Annotated in this window: 21 protein-coding genes and 1 riboswitch; of the genes, 10 read left to right on the forward strand and 11 right to left on the reverse strand. The window is 72.1% G+C overall.

Going from position 1 to position 22,616, the window contains the following annotated elements:
• Nucleotides 1-36: 36 nt before the first annotated feature.
• Complete coding sequence (locus BMX74_RS06370) at nucleotides 37-1,335, reverse strand: MFS transporter (protein WP_091099016.1); 1,299 nt, start codon at nucleotides 1,333-1,335, stop codon at nucleotides 37-39.
• A gap of 193 nt (nucleotides 1,336-1,528) precedes the next feature.
• On the opposite strand from BMX74_RS06370, the gene BMX74_RS06375 reads away from it, so the two are divergent.
• The 5 genes from BMX74_RS06375 to BMX74_RS06395 all read left to right on the forward strand — a co-directional run bounded on the left by BMX74_RS06375 (nucleotide 1,529) and on the right by BMX74_RS06395 (nucleotide 5,389).
• Nucleotides 1,529-2,296 (forward strand): sirohydrochlorin chelatase, encoded by a 768-nt coding sequence (locus tag BMX74_RS06375; protein WP_236714922.1) that lies wholly within the window; start codon nucleotides 1,529-1,531, stop codon nucleotides 2,294-2,296.
• A 41-nt stretch (nucleotides 2,297-2,337) separates the two neighbouring features.
• A complete protein-coding gene (locus tag BMX74_RS06380; RefSeq protein ID WP_091099018.1) occupies nucleotides 2,338-2,886 on the forward strand; it encodes a GNAT family N-acetyltransferase in 549 nt (182 codons plus the stop codon).
• A gap of 100 nt (nucleotides 2,887-2,986) precedes the next feature.
• Nucleotides 2,987-3,442 carry a hypothetical protein gene (locus tag BMX74_RS06385; RefSeq protein WP_055505656.1) on the forward strand — a complete coding sequence of 152 codons (456 nt, stop codon included), beginning with the start codon at nucleotides 2,987-2,989 and terminating at the stop codon, nucleotides 3,440-3,442.
• Between the two features lie 107 nt (nucleotides 3,443-3,549).
• Nucleotides 3,550-4,953: an amino acid permease gene (locus tag BMX74_RS06390; protein WP_055505657.1), complete on the forward strand. Its 1,404-nt coding sequence runs from the start codon at nucleotides 3,550-3,552 to the stop codon at nucleotides 4,951-4,953.
• 31 nt (nucleotides 4,954-4,984) lie between these two features.
• Complete coding sequence (locus BMX74_RS06395) at nucleotides 4,985-5,389, forward strand: nitroreductase family deazaflavin-dependent oxidoreductase (RefSeq protein WP_055505658.1); 405 nt, start codon at nucleotides 4,985-4,987, stop codon at nucleotides 5,387-5,389.
• A 117-nt stretch (nucleotides 5,390-5,506) separates the two neighbouring features.
• Here the strand turns inward: BMX74_RS06395 and BMX74_RS06400 are convergent, their stop codons facing one another.
• Nucleotides 5,507-6,484, reverse strand: coding sequence for a LysR family transcriptional regulator (locus BMX74_RS06400; RefSeq protein ID WP_055505659.1), 978 nt, complete (start codon nucleotides 6,482-6,484; stop codon nucleotides 5,507-5,509).
• Between the two features lie 88 nt (nucleotides 6,485-6,572).
• Here BMX74_RS06400 and BMX74_RS06405 point away from each other — a divergent pair, with 88 nt between their 5' ends.
• Nucleotides 6,573-6,779, forward strand: a complete 207-nt coding sequence (locus BMX74_RS06405; protein ID WP_091099021.1) for a hypothetical protein — start codon at nucleotides 6,573-6,575, stop codon at nucleotides 6,777-6,779.
• A 35-nt stretch (nucleotides 6,780-6,814) separates the two neighbouring features.
• On the opposite strand, the gene glgA is transcribed toward BMX74_RS06405, so the two are convergent.
• Nucleotides 6,815-7,984, reverse strand: a complete 1,170-nt coding sequence (gene glgA, locus BMX74_RS06410; RefSeq protein WP_091099024.1) for a glycogen synthase — start codon at nucleotides 7,982-7,984, stop codon at nucleotides 6,815-6,817.
• A 157-nt stretch (nucleotides 7,985-8,141) separates the two neighbouring features.
• On the opposite strand from glgA, the gene glgC reads away from it, so the two are divergent.
• Nucleotides 8,142-9,377: a glucose-1-phosphate adenylyltransferase gene (gene glgC / locus BMX74_RS06415; RefSeq protein ID WP_055505662.1), complete on the forward strand. Its 1,236-nt coding sequence runs from the start codon at nucleotides 8,142-8,144 to the stop codon at nucleotides 9,375-9,377.
• A gap of 64 nt (nucleotides 9,378-9,441) precedes the next feature.
• Here the strand turns inward: glgC and BMX74_RS06420 are convergent, their stop codons facing one another.
• Nucleotides 9,442-9,726: a hypothetical protein gene (locus tag BMX74_RS06420; protein WP_055505663.1), complete on the reverse strand. Its 285-nt coding sequence runs from the start codon at nucleotides 9,724-9,726 to the stop codon at nucleotides 9,442-9,444.
• 333 nt (nucleotides 9,727-10,059) lie between these two features.
• Between BMX74_RS06420 and BMX74_RS06425 the strand changes: the two genes are divergently transcribed.
• Nucleotides 10,060-10,812, forward strand: a complete 753-nt coding sequence (locus BMX74_RS06425) for a thioredoxin domain-containing protein (RefSeq protein WP_055505664.1) — start codon at nucleotides 10,060-10,062, stop codon at nucleotides 10,810-10,812.
• Nucleotides 10,809-11,621: a cytochrome c biogenesis CcdA family protein gene (locus tag BMX74_RS06430; protein ID WP_055505665.1), complete on the forward strand. Its 813-nt coding sequence runs from the start codon at nucleotides 10,809-10,811 to the stop codon at nucleotides 11,619-11,621. Before BMX74_RS06425 ends, BMX74_RS06430 begins: the two co-directional genes overlap by 4 nt.
• Before the next feature lie 33 nt (nucleotides 11,622-11,654).
• Here BMX74_RS06430 and BMX74_RS06435 read toward each other — a convergent pair whose 3' ends face one another.
• The 7 genes from BMX74_RS06435 to BMX74_RS06465 all read right to left on the reverse strand — a co-directional run bounded on the left by BMX74_RS06435 (nucleotide 11,655) and on the right by BMX74_RS06465 (nucleotide 20,429).
• Nucleotides 11,655-12,737, reverse strand: a complete 1,083-nt coding sequence (locus tag BMX74_RS06435; protein ID WP_091099026.1) for a mechanosensitive ion channel family protein — start codon at nucleotides 12,735-12,737, stop codon at nucleotides 11,655-11,657.
• 24 nt (nucleotides 12,738-12,761) lie between these two features.
• The gene (locus BMX74_RS06440) at nucleotides 12,762-13,757 is read right to left on the reverse strand and encodes a ribonucleotide-diphosphate reductase subunit beta (protein ID WP_055505667.1); all 996 of its coding nucleotides are present in this window, start codon (nucleotides 13,755-13,757) and stop codon (nucleotides 12,762-12,764) included.
• 38 nt (nucleotides 13,758-13,795) lie between these two features.
• The gene (locus BMX74_RS06445) at nucleotides 13,796-15,970 is read right to left on the reverse strand and encodes a ribonucleoside-diphosphate reductase subunit alpha (protein ID WP_091099028.1); all 2,175 of its coding nucleotides are present in this window, start codon (nucleotides 15,968-15,970) and stop codon (nucleotides 13,796-13,798) included.
• A gap of 110 nt (nucleotides 15,971-16,080) precedes the next feature.
• Nucleotides 16,081-16,275, reverse strand: a riboswitch (cobalamin riboswitch).
• Nucleotides 16,276-16,279: 4 nt separating this feature from the next.
• Nucleotides 16,280-17,260: a Bug family tripartite tricarboxylate transporter substrate binding protein gene (locus BMX74_RS06450; protein ID WP_055505669.1), complete on the reverse strand. Its 981-nt coding sequence runs from the start codon at nucleotides 17,258-17,260 to the stop codon at nucleotides 16,280-16,282.
• A 170-nt stretch (nucleotides 17,261-17,430) separates the two neighbouring features.
• Nucleotides 17,431-18,189, reverse strand: a complete 759-nt coding sequence (locus BMX74_RS06455) for an SAM-dependent methyltransferase (RefSeq protein WP_269085616.1) — start codon at nucleotides 18,187-18,189, stop codon at nucleotides 17,431-17,433.
• A gap of 133 nt (nucleotides 18,190-18,322) precedes the next feature.
• Nucleotides 18,323-20,143: a glutamine--fructose-6-phosphate transaminase (isomerizing) gene (gene glmS, locus BMX74_RS06460; RefSeq protein WP_055505671.1), complete on the reverse strand. Its 1,821-nt coding sequence runs from the start codon at nucleotides 20,141-20,143 to the stop codon at nucleotides 18,323-18,325.
• Between the two features lie 10 nt (nucleotides 20,144-20,153).
• Entirely contained in the window at nucleotides 20,154-20,429 is a 276-nt protein-coding gene (locus tag BMX74_RS06465; RefSeq protein WP_236714923.1) for a hypothetical protein, read from the reverse strand.
• 240 nt (nucleotides 20,430-20,669) lie between these two features.
• Here BMX74_RS06465 and BMX74_RS06470 point away from each other — a divergent pair, with 240 nt between their 5' ends.
• Nucleotides 20,670-22,580 (forward strand): peptidoglycan recognition protein family protein, encoded by a 1,911-nt coding sequence (locus tag BMX74_RS06470; RefSeq protein WP_091099031.1) that lies wholly within the window; start codon nucleotides 20,670-20,672, stop codon nucleotides 22,578-22,580.
• The last annotated feature ends 36 nt before the right edge of the window (nucleotides 22,581-22,616 follow it).

Here is a 22,616-nt window from a genome sequence, read left to right on the forward strand (position 1 = left end):
AGGGAAGGCAGGGCGGCGGCCGCCGCCCGCGGGGCCCTATGCCGTGGCCGCCCCGGCGGGCGACTTCCCCGCCGACCGCCAGGGCCCCTTGAAGGCGGCCATCGACACGAGGAACACGACCTGCCCGGCGAGGGCGACGAGCAGCCAGGCGCCCCATCCGCCCGTCTTGACGACGAGTGGCGAGACGACCAGCAGCACCACGATCATCACGCGGACGACCATGCCCCACAGGCCGAGCGCGGCGCCCTGCAGGCGGGCCTCCACGTCCTCGGCGTTCTCGGAGAAGTTCGCCATCCAGGGGACGTACGCGACGCCCATGAACAGGAACAGCGCCGCGTAGGCGGCGGTGACGTGGCCGGACGAGGCGGCCGACCCCATGAGGGTCACGAAGTAGGCGAGGGCGGCGACCGTCAGGACGGTGCCCGCGGCGGTGAACGGCTTGCGCAGCCGCAGCCGGTCGGAGACGCGGCCCACGACGACGACGGTCACGGCGTTGAGCAGGATGCCGAGGGCGACGACGCGGTTGGCCTCGGCCGTGCCCAGACCGAAGGCCTCGGTGAGGATGGTCTGGCCGAAGATGGCGAGCGTCCAGTAGAGCACCTGCCAGCCGGTGTTGCCGAGGACGTGCACCCACAGGTGGGGGTGGCGCAGCAGCTCTTTCAGCCTGGCCTTGCCGGCCTGTTCCTCGGCGCTGACGGCCTGCTCGGAGTCGAGCACCCTGGCCCGCAACGCGGCGGACGGCTCGGCGATCTGCCAGACGATGAGCACGCACAGCACGAGCGAGACGACGCCCATGATGATCGCCTGGGACTGCCAGGCGTCGCCGAACAGCGGCAGCGTGAACCCGGCGATGGCGGAGGCGAGGAAGGACGCCCCGACCGGGCCCCAGGTCCAGAACCCGAACGCCTGGGCGCGTCCCATCCTGGGCGAGAAGTCCCTGACGAGTGACGCGGTGATGGTGATCGCGGCCCCCTCGATGAACAGCATGAGGCAGCGCACCACGAACAGCCCCGTCACGGTCTCGACGGTGGCGAGCAGGAAGTTGCAGGCGGCCGTCACGGTGAGGGTGGGCACGAGGATCGCGACGCGTCCCCAGCGGTCGCACAGGATGCCGCCGAACCCGGCCGACAGCCCGCCCACCAGCACGGACAGCGCGGCGAGCTGCCCGTAGACCGTGAGCGACATGCCGAGGTCCCGCATCAGCAGCGGGAGGATCGTGGCGAGGGTGGTCTCGAAGTTGGCGACGAGGCTGGCCAGGACGGCGATCGCGAGGAGCCGGACGCGGGCGTTCCCGACAGGGTAGACGTGCAGTTCGCGGACATAGAACGGCTTCATTCCCGTCCTCCGAGGAGGGGTCTGTGGCGGTCGCTCTAGAACGCGTTTCTAGTTGCTTCAGGGTTTCCGCTTTACCAGGGCAAGTCAACATGAGCCCCATCACAAAGTGATCTCGGTCACACTGGCCGGTTGTGACGGAATCGCCATCGATTCAGGGAACAGGCCACCCCGAATAGGCATAAACTGCGCGCCTGTGAGCCTGCCTGTACGCGAACGTTCCCCCCGGCCGGGCGGCGGCCGCCACCGCCGTCCCGTGCCCACGTCCCTGCCGCCGGACGCCCCCATCCTCGTGCTCGCCACCCCCGGCGAGACCGCCGGCGTGGCCGAAGAGGTCGCGGCGGTGGTGCGGCTGGACAACCCGCAGATCGAGGTGCGCCTGACCAGCGTCAGCGACCTGGCCGACTCGCTGCCCGCCGACCGGGAGGCGGTCGTCGTGCCGCTGCTCACCTGGGAGGACCCGGCCGTCATGGCCGAGATCGGCAAGGTCGTGGCGGCCGCCGGCGCGCCCGCCGCCGTCACCGAGGCGCTCGGGCCCCACCCGCTGCTGGCCGAGGCCCTGCACATCAGGCTCGCCGAGCGCGGCCTGGCCAGGGCCGACAGAGTCAGACTGCTGAACGTCTCCAGCCCCGTCGACGCCGTCATCCTCGGCACCGCCGGCGGCGAGCGGGCGGTGCACGCCGTGCAGGCCACCGCCGTGCTGCTCGCCTCCCGGCTCACGCTCCCCGTCGTCGCCGCCTCGCTCGACAGCGAGCCCGGCGTGCGGGTGGCCGCCGAGCGGCTGCGCGGGGCGGGAGCGGAGCGCCTGGCCATCGCCCCCTGCGTCATCGGCCACGAGGCCCCGCCGTCCCTCATCGAGGAGGCCGCGGCGTCCGTCGACGCCGGGCACTCGGCTCCGCTCGGCGCCCACAGCGCCGTCGCCGAACTCGTCGCGCGAGCTTACGGCAGTCAGCTCGCCTCCTGACGACCTTGTGAAGATCGCGGCCGCCGCGTTACCGTCGGCCCATGCGCCGTGTCGTGTGCCATGGAGCGCGGCTGAGCCTGCGTGACGTCACGCCGGCCGACGTCGCGGCGCTGCACGCGGTCTACGGCGATCCCCGGGCGACGCAGCACATGCCCTTCCGTCCTCTCACCCTCGACGAGGTCTCCCGCCTCGTCGAGGAGGCCGTCGATGCCGCCGCCGCCGAACCCCGCCTGCTGTACGTCCTCGCGGTCGTCGACTCGGAACGCCACCACGTCGTCGGCGTCGCCCGGCTGCACATCGAGGCTGAGCACCCGCACAGCGCCGAGATCGGTTTCGGCCTCCACCCCGACCAGTGGGGCCGCGGCGTCGGCACCGACCTCGTCCGGCTGCTGCTGTCGTTCGGGTTCAAGCAGCTCGGCCTGCACCGCCTCTGGGGCGCCCGCTCCCCCGCCAACCTGCCCGCCCAGCTCGCGATGCTCACCGCGGGCATGGTGGAGGAGGGACGCGTCAGGCACCACCTCCGCACGCCCGACGGATGGCGCGGCTCGATCGTCCACTCCGCCCTGGAGGACGAGTGGACGGAGCGCTGAGGCCGGCGAAGCGTTCCCGCCCTCGGCAAGTCATGGGAAAGCGGCGCGGGATTGTCGGTGCCCGCCTCTACCATGAGCCCTCTCACGGAGGGATGGAGACATGCTCGACGCGCTGATCGTGCCCCTGTTCGTCACCACCGACCTCCCGCCAGGGGCGGACCTGGCGGAGTTCGGCGCGCTGCTCGCCGAGGCGGCCCGCGAGCTCGGGCAGGCCGGCCCCGGCTACGAGGGGTTCCTGGCGGGCCGCGTGTTCTGGCTCGACAGTCCCGTGCCGGCGAGCCGGCGTCCCGTGTCCGAGGCGGAGCTGCGCTTCGCCGGGATGCTCGGCCACCTGGCCGCCTCCGGCCCCGGCCACACCGTGCGCGAGGTGGTGGGCGACGCCCGCGCCGCCATCGGCCACGCCGTCACCGAGCGCTACGGCGACATCGGCGCCGCTCCCGCGGTGTTCGCCATCCGCGACCGCGACGTCCGCGAGCGCACCCCCGACACCGCGCTCCCCATCGGCACCTACGGCGCCGCCCCTGCCCTGGTCGGCGCCGCGACCCCCTACCTCTGACCCCGCCGCCCTCCCTCTCCCGCCGCGGCAGGCGCGCGCGGTGCTTAGGAAGGGCGCCTGCGGAAAGGATCGCCCCTAGGGAGCCGAAATCGGTCAAGGGGGACGTCGTGGCGACTTCTGGTGGCATCTTCCGGCGCAAGCCGGTCGATCAGATCGCGAGCGAGCACGAGGGCGAGCTGGAGCGGTCGCTGGGGCTGTGGCAGCTCACCGCCATCGGCATCGGCGGCATCATCGGCGCCGGCATTTTCGCCCTGGCCGGGGCCGTCGCCAACCAGACGGCCGGCCCGGCGGTCGTCCTCTCGTTCGTCATCGCGGGCATCGCCAGCGCCGCCGCGGCCTTCTCGTACGCCGAGTTCGCCGGGATGATCCCGAAGGCCGGGTCGGCCTACACCTACGGCTACGCGGTGCTGGGCGAGATCGTGGGCTGGTTCATCGGATGGGACCTCCTGCTGGAGTACACCGCCATCGTCGCCGTCGTCGCCATCGGCATCTCCGGCTACTTCGGCTTCCTCGTCGAGGACCTCGGGTTCACGCTCCCCGCCTGGATGCTCGGCGCGCCGGGCACCGGCCCCGGCCACGTCGTGGACCTGTTCGCCGCCGTCCTGTGCCTGCTGATCGCCTTCCTGCTCAACCAGGGCATCAAGACCGCCGCCAGGTTCGAGACGTTCGTCGTGGGCCTGAAGGTCGCGGTCGTGCTGGTGGTCATCGTGGTCGGCTTCTTCTTCATCAGGCCCGCCAACTACACGCCGTTCTTCCCCTTCGGCTTCGGCGGCGCGGTGACCGGCGCGGCCACCGTCTTCTTCGCCGTCTTCGGGTACGACGCCATGAGCACGGCGGCCGAGGAGTCGCGCGACGCGCGTCGGCACATGCCCAAGGCGATCCTGTACTCCCTGGCCATCTCGATGGTCCTTTACGTGCTGGCCACGCTGGTGCTGACCGGGATGCAGCACTACACCCGCATCGACCCGGAGAGCGGCTTCTCGACGGCGTTCGCCTCGGTGGGGCTGTCGGGGCTGGCCGGGGTGATCGCCGTCGGCGCGATCATCGGCATCCTCACCGTGATGTTCACGTTCATGCTCGGCGTGACCCGCGTGTGGTTCGCGATGAGCCGCGACGGGCTGCTGCCCGGCTGGTTCGCCAAGCTGCACCCGGTGCGCCGGGTGCCGTCACGCGTCACCTGGATCGTCGGGACGGCGTCCGCGCTGATCGCCGGGTTCCTGCCGATCCGCGAGGCGGCGGAGCTGACCAACATCGGCATCCTGCTGGCGTTCGTGGTCGTCTGCGTGGCGGTGATCGTGCTCCGCTACCGGCAGCCCGACCTGCCGCGCGGCTTCCGCACGCCGGGCATGCCATTCGTGCCGGCCATCGGCGTGCTCTTCTCCCTCTGGCTGATCACCTTCCTGTCGCCGCTGACCTGGCTCCGCTTCGCCGTGTGGTTCGCGCTCGGCCTGCTCATCTACTTCTTCTACAGCCGGCGGCACTCCGTGCTGGAGACGGGCGGCCCCCGGTGAGGCGCCGCGCGACCGGGGTACATCCGAGACCATGCTCTACGGTAAGGAACACGTGCGGCGCTACCAGGAAACCGACGGCGCCGAGGGACACGACTGGAACGGCACGACCGTCCTGCTCCTGACGACCAAGGGTCGAAGGACCGGACAGCCGTACACGACGCCGCTGATCTACCAGCGGCACGGCGACGCCTGCGTGGTGGTCGCCTCCAAGGGCGGCGACCCCGACCATCCGCAGTGGTACAAGAACCTCCAGGCCGATCCGCAGGTGGAGGTGCAGGTGAAGGGCGAGCGGTTCAGGGCCCGCGCCCGTACGGCCACCGACGAGGAGAAGCCGGAGCTGTGGGGGCTGATGACGCGGACCTGGCCGGACTACGACGAGTACCAGACGAAGACGGACCGGCAGATCCCGGTCGTCGTCCTCGATCCGCAACGCTGACCCGGATCCCGTCCCCGGCGGCACGGACCCGCGGGCGGGCCGCCGCGCGACCGCCGCGGCGGCCCGCCCGCATCACGCCATCCCGCCTGGAGGACGGCCGGGTCAGGAGCGGCCGGATCAGGGACGGCCGGGCAGGGAGGCTTCGTCGGGCAGGAAGGCTTCGTCGGGCTCGGGGAGCCAGGAGCCCGGCGGCCGGCACAGCCAGCCCCGGGCCGCGCCGATCTCGCGTACGGCCGCGTGCAGCGCGGCGAGCCCGGGGTGGCGCAGCCCCCGCGGGTGGACCATGCTCTTCAGCCCGAGCGGCACCGGGTCGGACAGCGCGCGCGTGACGGCCCCCGGGATGCCGCCGAGCCCGGCGCTGGCCAGCACGGGCTCGCGGTGCCGCCGCAGGTACAGGCCCATCTCCTCGGGGCCGACGGGTGTGGCGTGCGGGCGGGCGATCGTGAGCCCGAACGCCTCGGCCAGGCGGTGGCCGAGGTCGGTCCACTCGGCGGTGGCGGGGTTGCCGCCCATCGCGTCCAGCGGGAAGCGGGCGAGCTCGCTCAGCGGCACCGGGTCCAGATCGGCCAGCGGGTGGTCGTCGGGCAGCAGCACCGCGAGCCGGTACAGCCGCACCGGCACCTGGGCCAGGCGCGCCCGCACCGCCTCGGGCAGGCCGGCGAACCGGCCGAACGACACGTCCAGCCGTCCCTCCAGCATGGCGGCGGCCCCGGCGGACAGGCCGCCGTGGAAGCGGGCGAGCAGCTCGGCGTCCGGTGCCAGCTCTCTGGCCCTGGTCAGCGGCTCGGGCACGTCGTGGCCCTGCATGGTGACGTCCACGAGCAGCGGCCTGCGCGCGCCGAGCACCTCGGAGACGAGCTCGTCGTGCGCGGCGAGCGCGCGCCGGGCGGCGGGCAGCAGCCGCGACCCGGCGTCGGTCAGCTCGACGCGGCGGGTCGAGCGGGCGAACAGCGTCACGCCGAGCTGGTCCTCCAGGCGGCGCAGGTCGCGGCTGAGCGCCTGCTGCGCCAGGTAGAGCCGGGACGCCGCCCGGCCGACGTGGAGTTCCTCGGCCACGGCGACGAACACCCTGAGCAGGCGGGGATGCACGTCCATCGGAGCGCCACATTAACCACAGAAGTGCTGTCAATCACCCTGTTTTCGGTGTTGGACGTGACGCGCTCCGCACCGGAAGCCTGGAGTCATGCCGTTCTCCCGCCTGACCAGGCTTCTCCGTGTCCCCGCCGCCGCCCGTTCCGCCGGCTCGACCGGCCCGTCGCGGGGCGGGTCCGCCGTGCTGGCGGCGCAGGTCCGCGTGCTGCTCGGGCTGCCGGCGCCGCCCGGCGCCTGCGGCTGCCTGCTCGACCTCCCCCACGACCGCCGTGCGCACCCCGGGGGCCGTCCGGGCTGATCGGGCGTCCCGGGCCGGGCCGCCATGCCGATCGGTCACGTCAGCGTGGCGTACAGGTCCAGGGTGCGGCGGGCGATGCGTTCCCAGGAGAAGTGCTCCACCGCCCTGACGCGCCCGGCGCGCCCCATGGCCTTGGCGCGCGCGGGGTCGCGCAGCAGCGCGTTGACGCGCTCGGCCAGGTCGGACGCGAACCGCTCAGGGTCGTGCGGCGTGCCGTCGGGCCCCTGGTCGACGGGGACGAGCAGGCCGGTCTCCCCGTCGGCCACCACTTCGGGGATGCCGCCCGTGGCCGTGGCGACGACGGCCGTCTCGCAGGCCATGGCCTCCAGGTTCACGATGCCCATGGGCTCGTACACGGAGGGGCAGACGAACACGGACGCGTGGGTGAGCAGCTGGATGACCTCGGGCTTGGGCAGCATCTCGGAGATCCAGAGGACGCCGTCCCTGTCGAGCCCCCGGACGAGGGCGGTCACCTCGGCGGCGATCTCCGGGGTGTCGGGCGCGCCCGCGCACAGGACGAGCTGGGCCTCCCGGTCGAAGGAGCGGGCGGCGTGCAGGAGGTGGACGAGGCCCTTCTGCCGGGTGATGCGCCCCACGAAGATCACGTACGGCCTGCCGGGATCGACGCCGTGCTTCTTCAGCACGTCGGTGCCCCGGTCGGGGGCGTACTCGGCGGTGTCGATGCCGTTGTGGATGACGGTGACCCGTTCTGGCCGGATCTCGGGGTAGGCGGTCAGGACGTCGCGCCGCATTCCCTCGGACACCGCGATCACCGCGTCGGCCGCGGTCAGGGCGGTGCGTTCGGCCCAGGAGGAGACGGCGTAGCCGCCGCCGAGCTGCTCGGCCTTCCACGGCCTGAGCGGTTCGAGGCTGTGGGTGGTGACGACGTGCGGCACGCCGTGGAGCAGCTTGGCGACATGCCCGGCAAAGTTGGCGTACCAGGTATGCGAGTGGACGACGTCGGCGCCATCGCACGCGGCGGCCATCTCCAGGTCCACGCCGAGCACCTGGAGGGCGGCGTTGGCGCGCTCCAGCCCGCCGGGCACCCGGTAGGCGGAGACGCCGGGCTCCTGCCGGTCGGCGCCGAAGCAGCGCACCCGGACGTCGGCCAGTTCCCGCAGCTCCCTGGACAGGTACTCCATGTGCACCCCGGCGCCGCCGTACACCTCTGGTGGGTACTCCCGGCTGAGCAGATCAACGCGCATGACACGACCATACGATCAACCGCTTCATAGGAGACACACCGACAAGCCCAAGGCCACCGACTGCGGTTCGTGAGATTTCTGTACAAACTTCACGAGATCGGGACAGTGCCTGCGTGGATTCGTCGATAGATCCGCCATTTGAGGGTAGCGTCTGGGCATGAGGTCCCGGAGGGTGCTTGCGGTCGTACTGGCAGGTGGAGAGGGCAAGAGGCTCATGCCGCTGACGGCGGATCGGGCCAAACCCGCGGTGCCGTTCGGGGGGATGTACCGGCTGATCGACTTCGTCCTGTCGAACCTGGCGAACGGCGGTTTCCTCAAGATCGTCGTGCTGACCCAGTACAAGAACCACAGTCTCGACCGGCACGTCTCCCGCACCTGGCGGCTGTCCGCGATGCTGGGCAACTACGTCACGCCGGTCCCGGCGCAGCAGCGGCTGGGGCCGCGCTGGTTCTCAGGCTCGGCCGACGCCCTCTTCCAGAACCTGAACCTGATCTACGACGAGATGCCCGAGCACGTCATCGTGTTCGGCGCGGACCACATCTACCGCATGGACCCCCGCCAGATGGTCGAGCAGCACGAGGAGTCCGGCGCGGACGTCACCGTGGCCGCGATCAGGCAGCCGCTGTCGCTGGCCGACCAGTTCGGCGTGATCGAGACCGACCCCGAGGGCCGCAGGATCGTCGCGTTCAGGGAGAAGCCGAAGGACGCCGTGGGCCTGGCCGACTCGCCCGACGAGGTGTTCGCCTCGATGGGCAACTACGTGTTCAAGACCCAGTCGATGATCGACGCGCTGCGCGAGGACGCCCTCGATCCGTCGAGCAAGCACGACCTGGGCGGCAACATCATCCCGATGCTCGTCAAGTCCGGCGGGGCCGACGTCTACGACTTCGCCAACAACGAGGTGCCCGGTTCGAGCGAGCGCGACCGCGGCTACTGGCGCGACGTCGGGACGCTCGACGCGTACTACGAGGCCCACATGGACCTCATCTCGGCGCACCCGGTCTTCAACCTCTACAACGACAAGTGGCCGATCTTCACCGGGCACGACCCGCTGCCGCCCGCCAAGTTCGTGCACAACGACGGCGACAGGGTGGGGCGCGCGATCGACTCGCTGGTGTCGCCCGGCGTGATCGTCTCGGGCGGCACGGCGGTCAGGTCGATCCTGTCGCCCAAGGTGGTGCTCCACTCGCACTCGCTGGTGGAGGACTCCGTGCTCATGGAGAACGTCAAGGTGGGCCGGGGCGCGATCGTGCGCCGGGCGATCATCGACAAGAACGTGGTGATCCCCGACGGCGCGCGCATCGGCTTCGACCCCGAGTACGACCGCACCCGCTTCGCCCTGACGAGGGGCGGGGTCGTGGTGATCGGCAAGAACGAGATCGTCGACCGCTGAGCCCGGGCACGCGGACGCCGCCACGACGGGGTCGCGGCGGCGTGGAGACGAGTCCGCCGGGCGCCTAGCCCACCGACACCCAGCCGAAGGACGGCGCGTCGTGGTAGACGCCGGGCATCGGCCAGTGGCCGGGCGCCTCCAGGTCCCAGCCGTAGGCGCCGAGCCGGTAGCAGTCGTCGAGGCCCCTCACCGAGGTCACGCTCCACGGGCCGAACCGGACCTGGGTGACGCCGTCGGCGCAGTGGACGGCGGTGCGGTGCACCGGAACGACCTCGGCGTTCGCCGGCTGCGCCGGGCCCGCGAGGGCCGCGGCGGCGAGGACGCCTCCCGCCATGAGCTTGACCTTCATGATTCCCCCTGTCATCACGTGGTGAGCGACTTTCGTCACTCTAGGTAGCCGTCCACGGATCACCGGGGAACGCCACGCGCGACGGGTGGTCCGAGCCCCGGGCGCGGCTGGCGTCGGCCCGCCCGGGGCGTGGGCTGTGTCCGGCCGGGGGGCGCCATTCCCGCCGGTCAGACCGCGGCCCGCGGCCCTCTTCCTTCAGGGCCGCCGGCAGAGTGCTCAAGGGGAGGGAGGAGCGCCTGCGGCGGGCGTTCTCCCTGCTGGACGAGATCCACGGTAGACGTGGGTTGCGAGGCGTTGCCACATATTTATCCCGGATGGGGAAGGATGAGGCGGGTGAGGAACGAACGGCGTCGCGTCCTGGCCGGCTCCCTGGCGGGTGCGGCGGTGCTCGGCGTGCTCGGGTTCGCCGCGCTCCGTCCGGACGGCTCCGGCGGCGCGCCCGAGCAGCTCGAGCGGCCTGTCGCTGCGTCCGGCGCCACACCGGAGGGCGCGCCCACGAGCGGCCCCCCGGCGAGCGGGACGCCGTCGCCGCAGCCGTCGGGGACGCCGGTGTGGGAGGGGCCCACGCCGCCGCCCGTGGACATGAAGCTGTCGAAGGGCTCGGACCGGGCGCCCGTGACGATCGTCGAGTTCGGCGACTTCGACTGCCCCAACTGCCGCCGCTACGCGCGGTCCATCGCGCCCGAGCTGGAGCGCAGGTACCTCGACACCGGCGTCGTCAGGGTGTTCTGGCGCGACTACCCGATCCGGGGCAGGCGCTCGGTCGAGGCGGCGGTCGCGGCCAGGGCGGCGTCCAGGCAGGGCAGGTTCTGGCAGTTCCACGACGCGCTCTACTCCGGCACGGCGCGCCTCACCGAGGACGGCCTGCGCGCGGCGGCCCGGCAGGCGGGGCTCGACCTGGCCAGGTTCGACGCCGACCGGCGTGACAAGGCCGTGCGCGAGGCGGTGCAGCAGGAGGGCGCCTTCGCCGCCGACCTCGGCCTGCCCGGCACACCGGCGTTCCTGATCAATGGGAAGCTGCTGTTCGGCGCGCAGCCGCTGGAGGTCTTCGTCCGGGCCATCGAGCAGGCCCGCCGCGGGTCGTGACGGGCGCCGGGTACGCCGCCGCGTTCCTCGGCGGCCTGTTCTCACTGGTCAGCCCGTGCGGGGCGCTGCTGCTCCCGGCGTTCTTCGCCTACGCCTTCCCCGGCGGGCGCGCGCTGCTCGGCAGGACGCTGCTGTTCTACGCCGGGCTGTGCGCGGTGCTGGTGCCGCTCGGCATGGGGTCGGCGCTCGCCACCCGCCTCCTGTACGGCCACCAGGACCTGCTCGTCACCGTCGCGGGCTGGACGTTGATCGCGCTGGGTCTGCTGCAGGCGGCCGGGCAGGGGTGGACGGCCGGCCCGCTGGAGCGGCTGAGGGGGCGGGTGCGCGGCGACTCGGCGGGGGCGGTGCTGCTGCTCGGCGCGGTGTCGGGGCTGGCCGGGTTCTGCGCGGGGCCGGTGCTCGGCGCGGTGCTGACGGTCGCCGCAGCCTCGGGTGACGGCCTGCGCGGCGCGGTGCTGCTGGCCGTGTACGCCGCCGGCATGGCGGCGCCGCTGCTGCTGCTCGCCGCGCTGTGGGAACGGTGGGACCTGGGCCGCAGGCGGTGGCTGCGCGGCCGGGGCCTGCGGGTCGGGCGCCTGCGGCTCCACACGACGTCGCTGCTGTCCGGCCTGGTGTTCGCCGGGCTCGGCGTGCTCTTCCTGGTCTCCGACGGCACCCGCGCCCTGGTCCTGCCCGGGGGCGACGCGTGGGAGGAGCGGCTCCAGGACGTCGCGGCCGGGGCTCAGGAGGCGCTGCCCGACCTCGTGGTGGTGGGGGCGGGGGCGGTCGTGCTGGCCGCGGTGGCGGCCTGGCGCCTCACCCGCCGCTGACGCGCGCGGCTACGGGCTCGGGGACCCGCGCGGCTACGGGCGCGGGGCCTCGCGGGCGGCCGCGGCGCGGCTCTCGGGGGTCTCCACCCGGAACCTCGGCAGCGACTCGGGGTGGTTCACCCTGACGTACTCCACGAGGAACTCCCTGACGTCGCACTTGAGGTCCCAGGCCGACGGGGAGTCGGCGGCGCTCATCAGGGCGCGCAGCTCCACCAGCCCGTTCGGCAGCACGTCGGTGACCTGGAGCGTCCAGTCGGTCTGGTCCCAGAGGGGGTTGCGGCGCAGGTAGTCGTAGAGCGCCTCGCGCAGCTCGCGTACCGGCACCGACCAGTCGACGCGCAGGAACACCACGGCCAGCACCCGGCTGCCGTGCCTGGTCCAGTTCTCGAACGGGGTCTGCGTGAAGTACGAGACGGGCAGCACGAGGCGGCGCTCGTCCCACAGCCGCAGCACCACGAAGGTGAGCGTGAGCTCCTCGATCCTGCCCCACTCGTCCTCGACCACGACGACGTCGTCGAGTCGCAGCGCGTCGCTGAAGGCGAGCTGCAGCCCGGCCAGGACGTTGCCGATGGTGGGCTGGGCCGCGATGCCGACGACGGCCCCCGCGATGCCGGCGGAGGCGAGCAGGCCCGCGCCGAGCGCCCGCACCCCCGGGAACGAGAACAGCATCGCCCCGACGGCGACGACGATGACGACGGCCGCGGCGACGCGACGCACCAGCGCGATCTGCGTCATGATGCGCCGCGCCCGGCGGTTGTGCTCGCCCTCGATGAGGACGAGCCGGTCGAGCACCACGTCGGTCAGCGCGTAGGTGGCCTGGATGAGCAGCCAGGTGACGGCGCCGATGGTGAGCACGCCGAGCACCAGTTCGACGGTGCTCGCCGTGCTGCGCTCGGCCGGCGCCTGCCCGAGGAGGCCCGGCCCGAACGCCAGGTTGAACGCCACCACGAACGCCACCGCGAACGCCGCCCACGTGCAGCGCTCGACCAGGTGCCGGGCAAGCGCCCACTTGCGCCCGATCCGCGACAGCACCCGGCGGAGCAGCTCCACCAGGAGGAGCGACCCCGCCACCGAGATGGCGAGAACCGGCCAGTCCGCGGGTGACTGCACGCTCATGCCCCCCAAGTTCAGCCAGAAGCGTCAGAAGGACTCGTCGAACGTCACGCTTCCCTCAACGGCCACCTGGTAAGCAGAAACCCTCCGCTCGAAGAAGTTGGCCAGCTCCTGCACGTCCTGCAGCTCCATGAAGGCGAAGGGGTTGGCCGTGCCGTACCTCGGGGGCAGGCCGAGGCGGACGAACCGCTGGTCGGCGACGTACTCCAGGTACTCCCGCATGCGTTCCACGCTCATGCCGGGCATGCCGTCGCCGCACAGGTCGGCGGCGAAGGCCAGCTCGGCGGCCACGGCCTCCTCGATCATGACGGTGACCTGCTTGCCGAGGTCGTCGTCGAACAGCTCGGGCTCCTCGGCCCTGACGGTGTCGACGACGCGGAAGGCGAAGTCCATGTGCATGGACTCGTCGCGGAAGACCCAGTTCGTCCCGGTGGCCAGGCCGCCGAGCAGGCCGCGCGAGCGGAACCAGTACACGTAGGCGAACGCGCCGTAGAAGAACAGGCCCTCGATGCAGGCGGCGAAGCAGATGAGGTTGAGCAGGAACTGCCTGCGCTGGGCGGCCGTCTCCAGGCGCCGCAGGCCGTTGATCGAGTCGATCCAGCGGAAGCAGAACTCGGCCTTGTCCCTGATCGACGGGATGTGCTCGATCGCGTCGAACGCCTTGGCGCGCTCGTCGGGGTCCGGCAGGTACGTGTCGAGCAGCGTCAGGTAGAACTGCACGTGCACGGCCTCCTCGAACAGCTGCCTGCTCAGGTAGAGGCGCGCCTCGGGGGCGTTGACGTGCTGGTAGAGGTTGAGCACGAGGTTGTTGGCCACGATGGAGTCGCCGGTCGCGAAGAAGGCGACGAGGCGGTTGATGAGGTGGCGCTCCTGCGGCGTCATCCTCGCCAGGTCGGCGACGTCGGAGTGGAGGTCCACCTCCTCGACCGTCCAGGTGTTGCGGATGGCCGCGCGGTACCGCTCGTAGAAGTCGGGGTAGCGCATGGGCCGGAGGGTGAGGTCCATTCCGGGGTCGAGCAGCATGATGTCGGGAGATCTCCGTCTCGAAGGGATGTCGGGGCTTACTGGCAGGCTTCGCAGACCTCGGGGTTCTCCAGCGAGCAGGCGACGGCCTCGCTGACGGTGACCTGCGGGGCCTGAGCGGCCTGCACCGTCGTCTGCGCGATCCTCGTGGCGGGGCGCGAGCGCAGGTAGTACGTGGTCTTCAGGCCCTTCTTCCAGGCGTAGGCGTACATCGACGAGAGCTTGCCGATGGTCGGGCTGGCCATGAAGAGGTTGAGTGACTGCGACTGGTCGATGTACGGCTGCCGGGCCGCCGCCAGGTCGATGAGCGCCTTCTGCGGCAGCTCCCAGGCGGTGCGGTAGAGCAGCTTGAGGTCGTCGGGGATGCCCGGGACGTCCTGGACGGAGCCGTCGGCCACCTTGATCGCGTCGCGCATCGGCTGCGTCCACAGCCCGCGCGCCTGCAGGTCGGCCACCAGGTACCGGTTGACCTGGAGGAACTCGCCTGACAGGGTCTCGCGCTTGAACACGTTGGACACCTGCGGCTCGATGCACTCGTAACAGCCCGCGATGGACGCGATCGTCGCGGTGGGCGCGATGGCGATCATGAGGGAGTTGCGGAGGCCCGTCCTGGCGATCTTCTCGCGGACGGCGTCCCAGCGGGGGGTGCTCGCCACGAAGTGGTCGGGGTGCAGCACGCCGCCCGCGGCGCGGGTGTCGGCGTACGACGGGTGCCTGCCGCGCTCGGCGGCGAGGTCGGCGGAGGTGTCGTACGCGACGAGTGCGATCTCCTCGGCGACGCGGGTGGACAGCTCCAGCGCCTCGGGGCTGTCGAACGGCAGCCTGAGCGTGAAGAACACGTCGGCCAGGCCCATCACGCCGAGCCCGATCGGGCGCCACCGCCGGTTCGCGGCCTCGGCCTCCGGCGTCGGGTAGAAGCCCAGGTCGATCGTGCGGTCGAGGAAGCGGACGGCGGTGCGCACGGTGGCGCGCAGCCGCTCCCAGTCCACCTGCCCGCCGGTGATGTGCGCGGCCAGGTTGACCGAGCCCAGGTTGCAGACGGCCGTCTCGGCGTCGCTGGTGACCTCCAGGATCTCGGTGCAGAGGTTCGACAGGTGGATGACGTTCTCGGGGCGCGCCGTCTGGTTGGAGGCCCGGTTGGCGGCGTCCTTGAACGTCATCCAGCCGTTGCCGGTCTGGGCGAGCGTACGCATCATGCGGCCGTACAGGGTCCTGGCCGGGATCTGACGCACCTGGCGCCCCTGCTCCTCGTACGCGCGGTAGGCGCGGGTGAAGGCGTCGCCGTACAGGTCGGGCAGGTCGGGCACCTCCTTCGGGTCGAACAGCGACCACGTCTCGTCGGCCTCGACGCGGCGCATGAACTCGTCGGGCACCCAGTTGGCCAGGTTGAGGTTGTGGGTGCGGCGGGCGTCCTCGCCGGTGTTGTCGCGCAGCTCCAGGAACTCCTCGATGTCGGCGTGCCAGGTCTCCAGGTAGACGCAGGCCGCGCCCTTGCGCCGCCCGCCCTGGTTGACGGCGGCGACCGACGCGTCGAGCGTGCGCAGCCACGGGACGATGCCGTTGGAGTGGCCGTTGGTGCCGCGGATCAGCGAGCCGCGGGAACGGACCCTGGTCCAGGAGACGCCGATGCCGCCCGCGTACTTGGACAGGCGGGCGACCTGGCCGTACCGGTCGTAGATGGCCTCCAGCTCGTCGCGCGGCGAGTCGAGCAGGAAGCAGGACGACAGCTGGGGCCGGCGCGCGCCCGCGTTGAACAGGGTGGGCGAGCTCGGCAGGTACGACAGCGTGGACATGAGCCGGTACAGCTCGGCGGCCTCGGCGACCGTCTCGGACAGGCCGCAGGCCACGCGCAGGAAGAAGTGCTGCGGACGCTCCAGCACGGCGCGGGTCTCGGGGTGGCGCAGCAGGTAACGGTCGTAGACGGTGCGCAGGCCGAAGTACTCGAACCGGTCGTCGGCCTCGTCGGCGACCAGCGCGTCCAGCTCGGCGGCGTGCGCGGCGACGAAGGCGGCCAGACCGTCCTGGACCAGCCCGGCGGCGTGGGTGGCGGCGATCGACTCGGAGAACGACCGCACCCCGTGGCCGGCCGCCTCGTCGGCGATCTCCTCGGCCAGCAGCCGCGCGGCGACACGGGAGTTGGCCGGGTCGGCGATCACCCGGGCGGCGGCCTCCTCGATGGCCAGGCGGCGGTCAACCTCAACGATCTGCGTCACGTGCTCTCTCTCCTGCGCTCGTCCCTCGGGAGGGCAGGCGGAAGCACGGCGGCACGCGGCCGCGCGCCCTCCGGCCCTCCCTCGAGGCCTGGACGGTCGGGCCGGGCGGGTGGCGCCCGGCGTCGCTGGCAGGTCTTCGGACTCGCGGGCACGCCGGAGGCGCCTACTGGCCGTCGCTTCCCGGATCTCTCCAGTGCGCGTGACGGCGGTCGTTCCCGCTCACCGCTGCGGGGCAGCCCCGGATTCGCACCGGGTTCCCTTTTGCTCCGCCCCCGGAGGGGCGAACCAGCGACGGAGAGGATCCTACATCTAGTGGCCGTTCGCGCAACCGACCCAGCATGTTGTGTTCTTCGCGGCGTCGATGAGGCCGAGATCGCCGAGGATCGCGTAGGTGCGCTGGGACTCGGACGCCAGCCAGCGGCGCAGGTCGTCGCCGCTGAGCGGGATCGGCTCCCACCCTCCGGCCCGGCAGGCGGCCTCCCAGCGGCGCGAGGAGGTGACGGTGTCGAACAGGGCGACCGCCGTCTCGCGGTTCTCGCGGCTCATCCCCTGGGGGCCGAAGGCGGCGCACCAGTCGCCGAAGTCCACGCGCACGCCGCACTCCAGGAGGGTGGGCACGTCCAGTCCCTCGACGCGGCTGGCGGTCGAGACGGCCAGCGGCCTGACCCGCCCGTACGCGATGGCGGGCCGCCAGTCGGCCAGGCTCCCCGCCGCGGCGGCGGCCCTGCCGGACAGCAGCGCGGCGACGACCTCGTCCCCCGTCGCGTACCCGGTGTAGTCGACCTTGCGGGTGTCGGCTCCGAGCCCCTTGGCGATCAGTCCGAACAGCAGGTGGCCCGGCTCGCCCTGAGGTCCGCCCGCGAGCAGCGTGGCGGCCGGGTCGGCGCGCAGCCTGGCCCCGAGGTCGTCGAAGTCCCTGAACCGCGAGCCGGCCGCGACGACCACGACCTCGATCTCGGCGGCCAGCCTGGACAGCGGGGTGGCGGTCTCCAGCGGCGTGCGGGTGCCGTTCAGCTGGGCCACGGCGAGCGCGGGCAGGCCGGTGAACGTGATGGCCGTGCCGCCCGTGCCCTCGGCGACCTGGAACCCGCTCTCGCGGGCGGCGCGGACGAACGCGCCGCACATCCGGTCCCAGCGCCGGCCAGCGGGAGCGACCACGAAGCGGCCCGCGGCGGCCCCGCCCGGCCGGGCACCGGCGCCGGGGGCCTGTTCCGCGCCGCATCCGGCCGCGCTCGCCGCCACGCAGGCCGCCGCTCCGAGCCCCAGCGCGAAGAACCGCCGCCGCCGCATGCGCCCTCCCCCGACCGTAGCGCCTCCCCACTACTTGAGGTTACTTACGGCTCACACCTTGTTACACCTTGGGGGGGTATATCTACGCCATTAGGGCACATAGTGCGATATTTCAGGAATTCGGGGCTATTGTCCGGCTTTTCGCACCGGCGCCGAGCAGTGGCCGCTCGTCAGCCCTTTCGTCCGACACCGGCCATCAGGTACGACGGCAGCGACCGGTCCACCACCAGCTTCGGCCGGTCGGGACGCCAGTCGGCCGCCTGCACCAGGCCCGGCGGCTCCAGCGCGAAGTCGCCGAAGAACGCCCTGATCTCCGCCACGCTCCTGTCGGCTCCCCCGCCCGCCGACGAGCCCCGGCGCAGCGTCCTCGCCCCGCCGTGCCCCATCGAGGTGGAGTGGGTGAGCACGAGGAAGCCGCCGGGCGCGAGCGCCGCGCGCAGGCTCGCCACCATCCCCTGAGGGCCGGCCGAGTCGGGGACGAAGTGCAGCATCGAGATCAGCAGGACGGCGACGGGCTCGTCCAGGTCGAGGTGGGCGGCGGCCCGGCCCAGCACCGCGTCCGGGTCGAGCAGGTCGGCCTCGACGAACGCGACCAGGTCCGTTCCCGCGAGCAGGGACCTGGCGTGCGCGGCCACCTCCGGGTCGTTGTCGACGTAGACGACCCTGGCCTCCGGGGCGACCTCGTGCACGCTGCCCTGCGTCGGCAGCCCGCTGCCCAGGTCGAGGAACTGGCGCACCCCCGCCGCGCCCAGGTACCGGACGGCGCGCTGCATGAAGGCCCGGTTGGCGCGTGCCAGCGGGACCGCCTGGGGGATCAGCTCGGCGAGCTGCTCGATGGCCTGGCGGTCGACCGCGTAGTTCGCACTCCCGCCCAGCATGTAGTCGTACATGCGGGCGAGATTGGGCTTTCGGGGGTCGAACGGCCGCACACTTCCGACAGTAAGTGGTTTTTGCCCCGGATAACACTGGCCGTCTGCTGATTGTGGCCGAAAGGGATGGACTTTCCTTTCCCCGCGAGAACGGAACGGCACGGCTCCGCAGGGAGCCGTGCCGCCGGCCGCGCTACTCCACGGTGACGCTCTTGGCCAGGTTCCTGGGCTTGTCCACGTCGCGGCCGAGGGCGACGGCGGCGTGGTAGGCCAGCAGCTGGAGGGGGATCGTCAGCAGGATCGGGTCGAGCTCGATCTCGTTCTTCGGGATCACGATGACGTCGTCGGCCAGCTTGGAGTCGGGCTCGCGGTGACCGACCATGAGCACCTGTCCGCCGCGCGCGCGGATCTCGCCGAGCGTCGTCAGGTTCTTGTCGAGCAGCTCGTCGTCCGGGACGATCGCCACGGTCGGCATCTCGGGGCCGATCAGCGCCAGCGGGCCGTGCTTGAGCTCGCTCGCCGGGTACGCCTCGGCGTGGACGTACGAGATCTCCTTGAGCTTCTGCGCGCCCTCCCTGGCCACCGGGTAGCCGCGCACCCGGCCCACGAACATCATGCTCGCGTGCTTGGCGTACTTCTGGGCGAGCTGAGCGATCTTGTCGCCCTGGGCGACGATCTCCTCGACCTGTCCCGGCAGCCGGCGCAGGCCCTCGACGACCCGGCGGCCGTCGGCCGGCGACAGGTCGCGCACGCGGCCGAGGTGCAGCGCGAGCAGCGCGAACGCCACGCAGGTCGAGGTGAACGCCTTCGTCGAGGCCACCGAGACCTCGGGGCCCGCGTGCAGGTAGATGCCGCCGTCCACCTCGCGGGCGATGGCGCTGCCGACCGCGTTGACGATGCCGATGACCCGGCCGCCCTTGCGCTTGAGCTCCTGCACCGCGGCGAGCGTGTCGTACGTCTCCCCGGACTGGCTGATCGCGACGTAGAGCGTGTCGGGGTCGACCACCGGGTTGCGGTAGCGGAACTCGCTGGCCGGCTCGGCGTCGGACGGGATGCGCGCCAGCTCCTCGATGAGCTGGGCGCCGATCTGCCCCGAGTAGTAGGCCGAGCCACAGCCGATGATCTTGACGCGCCGGAACGAGCGGGTCTCGCGGGCGTCCATGTTGAGCCCGCCGAGGTGGGCGACGTTGAAGCGCTCGTCCAGGCGGCCGCTCATCGTCCTGGTGATGGTCTCGGGCTGCTCGGAGATCTCCTTGAGCAGGTAGTGCTCGTAGCCGCCGGTGTCGTAGTGGCCGGCGTCCCAGTCCACCGTCAGCGGCTCCTTGGCCGTCTCGCGGGCGTCGCTGGCGAAGGTGTGGAAGCCGTCGGCCTTGAGCACGGCCAGCTCGCCGTCCTCCAGGTGCACGACCTGGCGGGTGTAGCGGACCAGCGCGGCCACGTCGGAGGCGGCGAACATCTCCTTCTCGCCGATGCCCAGCACGATCGGGCTGCCGTTGCGGGCCACCACCACCTCGCCGGACCGCTCGGCGTCGATCACCGCGATGCCGTACGTGCCGACCACGCTCTTCAGCGTCTTCCTGACGGCCTCCTCCAGCGTGTCGTTCTCGTCGACGGCGCGGGCGATCAGGTGGGCCAGCACCTCGGTGTCGGTCTCGGAGGCGAACTCGACGCCGTCGGCCACCAGCTTGGCGCGCAGCTCGTCGGCGTTCTCGATGATGCCGTTGTGGACGACGGCGATGCGCCCGTCCGACGACAGGTGCGGGTGCGCGTTCTCGTCACTGGGCACGCCGTGCGTGGCCCACCGGGTGTGGCCGATGCCGAGCCCGCCCTTGAACCGGGCGGGCACGACCTTCGCCAGGTCGGCCACCCTGCCCTTGACCTTGCGGACCTTCAGCCCCTTGTTGGACACGACGACCCCGGCCGAGTCGTACCCGCGGTACTCCAGCCGCTGCAGGCCCTCCAGCAGGATGGGCGCGGCGTCCCGGGGGCCGACGTAGGCCACGATTCCGCACATCCAGGTCTCCTTATCCGTAAACGATCCTGCGGAGCTGCCGCAGGGACAGCTCGGGTGCCGCCACCCGGCGGCCGCGGAGCTCCGCGGCGACCTTGGGGAAGATCTCGTCGTTCGTCAGGCCGCGCGCCTTCATCTCGCCGTGCCGCCGCCGTACGTACTCGTCGACCGGCTCGGAGAAGTACGACAGCACGTCGGCGACCACGCGGGCGGCCTCCCCCGGGCCGAGCGGGCTCGTCCGGGTGAGATGCGCGATGAGGTCCTCGAAGGGATGCCGGAGCGTGGACACAGAGGAGGACATTACGCATCGGCCGTGAGACACGCCAACATCCTGCCCGATATCGGGCAGGAATTGACCCGACGAGATCCGGCCGCGCGCCACCCCTTTGCCCAAGCCTCCCGAGGGAATGCCCCGGTTCGCAGCTCATCCAATGCATCTCATAGGCATCGTCCGACCCGTCTGACACATCCCTTTCCAGGGAACGCTACGCTGTGTCATCAGATCGTGTCGCTCCGTGGGGGAGAAGTCATGCTGCTCTGGCTCGTCGCCGCCCTGACCGCCGGCACCCTCGCCCCGCCCGGCCCGGTGGGCACGACCGGCCGGCAGGGCGACTTCGCCGCCGCCGCACGGGAGTTCGGGGTGCCGGAGAGCGTCCTGCTGGGGGTGTCGTACCTGGAGTCGCGCTGGGACGCCAACGGCGGCAGGCCCAGCGTCGCCGGCGGCTACGGCCCCATGCACCTCGTCGACGCCCGCGCGGCCGCGCCGGCCGGGCCGCTCCACCCGCAGGGCGACGCGAGGGGCGACGACAGCCGCCCGATGGGCCCCCTGCCCGAGATCAGCCCCGAGCCGTCGGCCGAACGGCGGGCGCCGGCCGACACGCTGCGGCAGGCCGGGCGGCTCGCCGGGCTCACCCCCGACACCCTGCGCCGCGACCCCGCCGCCAACATCCGCGCCGGCGCCGCCCTGCTCGCCTCCTACCAGGCCGCGCCCAGCTCCGACCCGGCCGACTGGTACGCCGCCGTGGCCCGCTACTCCGGCGCGGACGACCAGGCCGCCGGGCGCGCCTTCGCCGACCAGGTGTACGCCGTGCTGCGCGAAGGCGCCTCCCGCGTCACCGACGACGGCTTCGCCGTACGGCTCGACCCCCAGCCCGGCCTGCGCCCCGAGGCCGCGGGGGCACCGGCGGGCACCGGCGCGCTGCGGGGCCCCGGCGCTCCCAGCCCGGCCGCGCCGCCGCCCGCCCCCGGGGGCGCCGAGTGCCCGGCCACGCTCTCCTGCGAATGGATGCCCGCCGCGTACGAGCGCTTCGGCAAGAGGAAGAACCGCGACTACGGCAACCACGACCGCATGATCCAGGCCAGACCCATCGACTACATCGTCATCCACGACACCGAGGGCGGCTACGCGGGCGTGCCGTCGATGGTCCGCAACCCGCGCTACGTGAGCTGGCACTACACGATCCGCTCCGCCGACGGGCACGTGGCCCAGCACGTCCCGACCAGGGACATCGCCTGGCACTCCGGCAACTGGGACGTCAACAGCCGCTCCATCGGCATCGAGCACGAGGGCTACCTGGCCAAGGGCACCTGGTACACCGAGGCGATGTACCGCTCGTCCGCCGCGCTGGTGAAGTACCTCGCCGCCAGGTACCACATCCCGATCGACCGCGCCCACATCCTCGGCCACGACAACGTGCCCGGCAGCACGCCCAAGAGCGTGGCCGGCATGCACGAGGACCCCGGCCCCTACTGGGACTGGGCGCACTACTTCGAGCTGATGGGCCACCCGCTCACGCCCCCGAGGAACACGAGCGGCTCCTCGGTGATCATCCGTCCGGCGTACACGGTCAACCTCTCGTACTTCACCGGGTGCGCCGCCACCGACTCGTCCCGCCGGTGCGCGCCGCGCGGCGCGTCCACCGTGTGGCTGCGCACCGCGCCGAACCCGGACGCCCCGCTCGTCACCGACCGCGGCAAGCACCGGGGGCGGCCGGCCACCTACAGCGTGTACGACCACAGCGCCCGCGCCTCCACCGGCCAGCGCTACGCCGTCGCCGGACGCCAGGGCGACTGGACCGCCATCTGGTACCTCGGCCAGCGCGCCTGGTTCTACAACCCGGCCTCCAACCCGAGCGCCGTGGCCGCCAGAGGCCCCCTGGTCACGCCGATCCGCCGCGACGTCAGGGTGTACGGCCGCGCCTACCCCGAGCGGTCGGCGTACCGGGGGACGAGGCCCGAGCGGCTCGTCCCGTTGCAGTACCGGATCTCACCCGGGCAGCTGTACGCGCTCGGCGACACCTTCACCGGGATGCACATCTCGGCCGACTCCTTCGACCCCGCCAGGCACGTCATCACCCGCGGCCGCCTGCGTTACCACCAGATCCAGCTGGGGCACCGGGTGATGTTCGTCAAGGCCGACGACGTGCGGGTGATTCGGTGAATTTCCGCCCCGGTGGGGCGCGCACTGCGCACAGGC

The organism is Nonomuraea pusilla (assembly GCF_900109355.1).
Lineage (GTDB): Bacteria > Actinomycetota > Actinomycetes > Streptosporangiales > Streptosporangiaceae > Nonomuraea > Nonomuraea pusilla.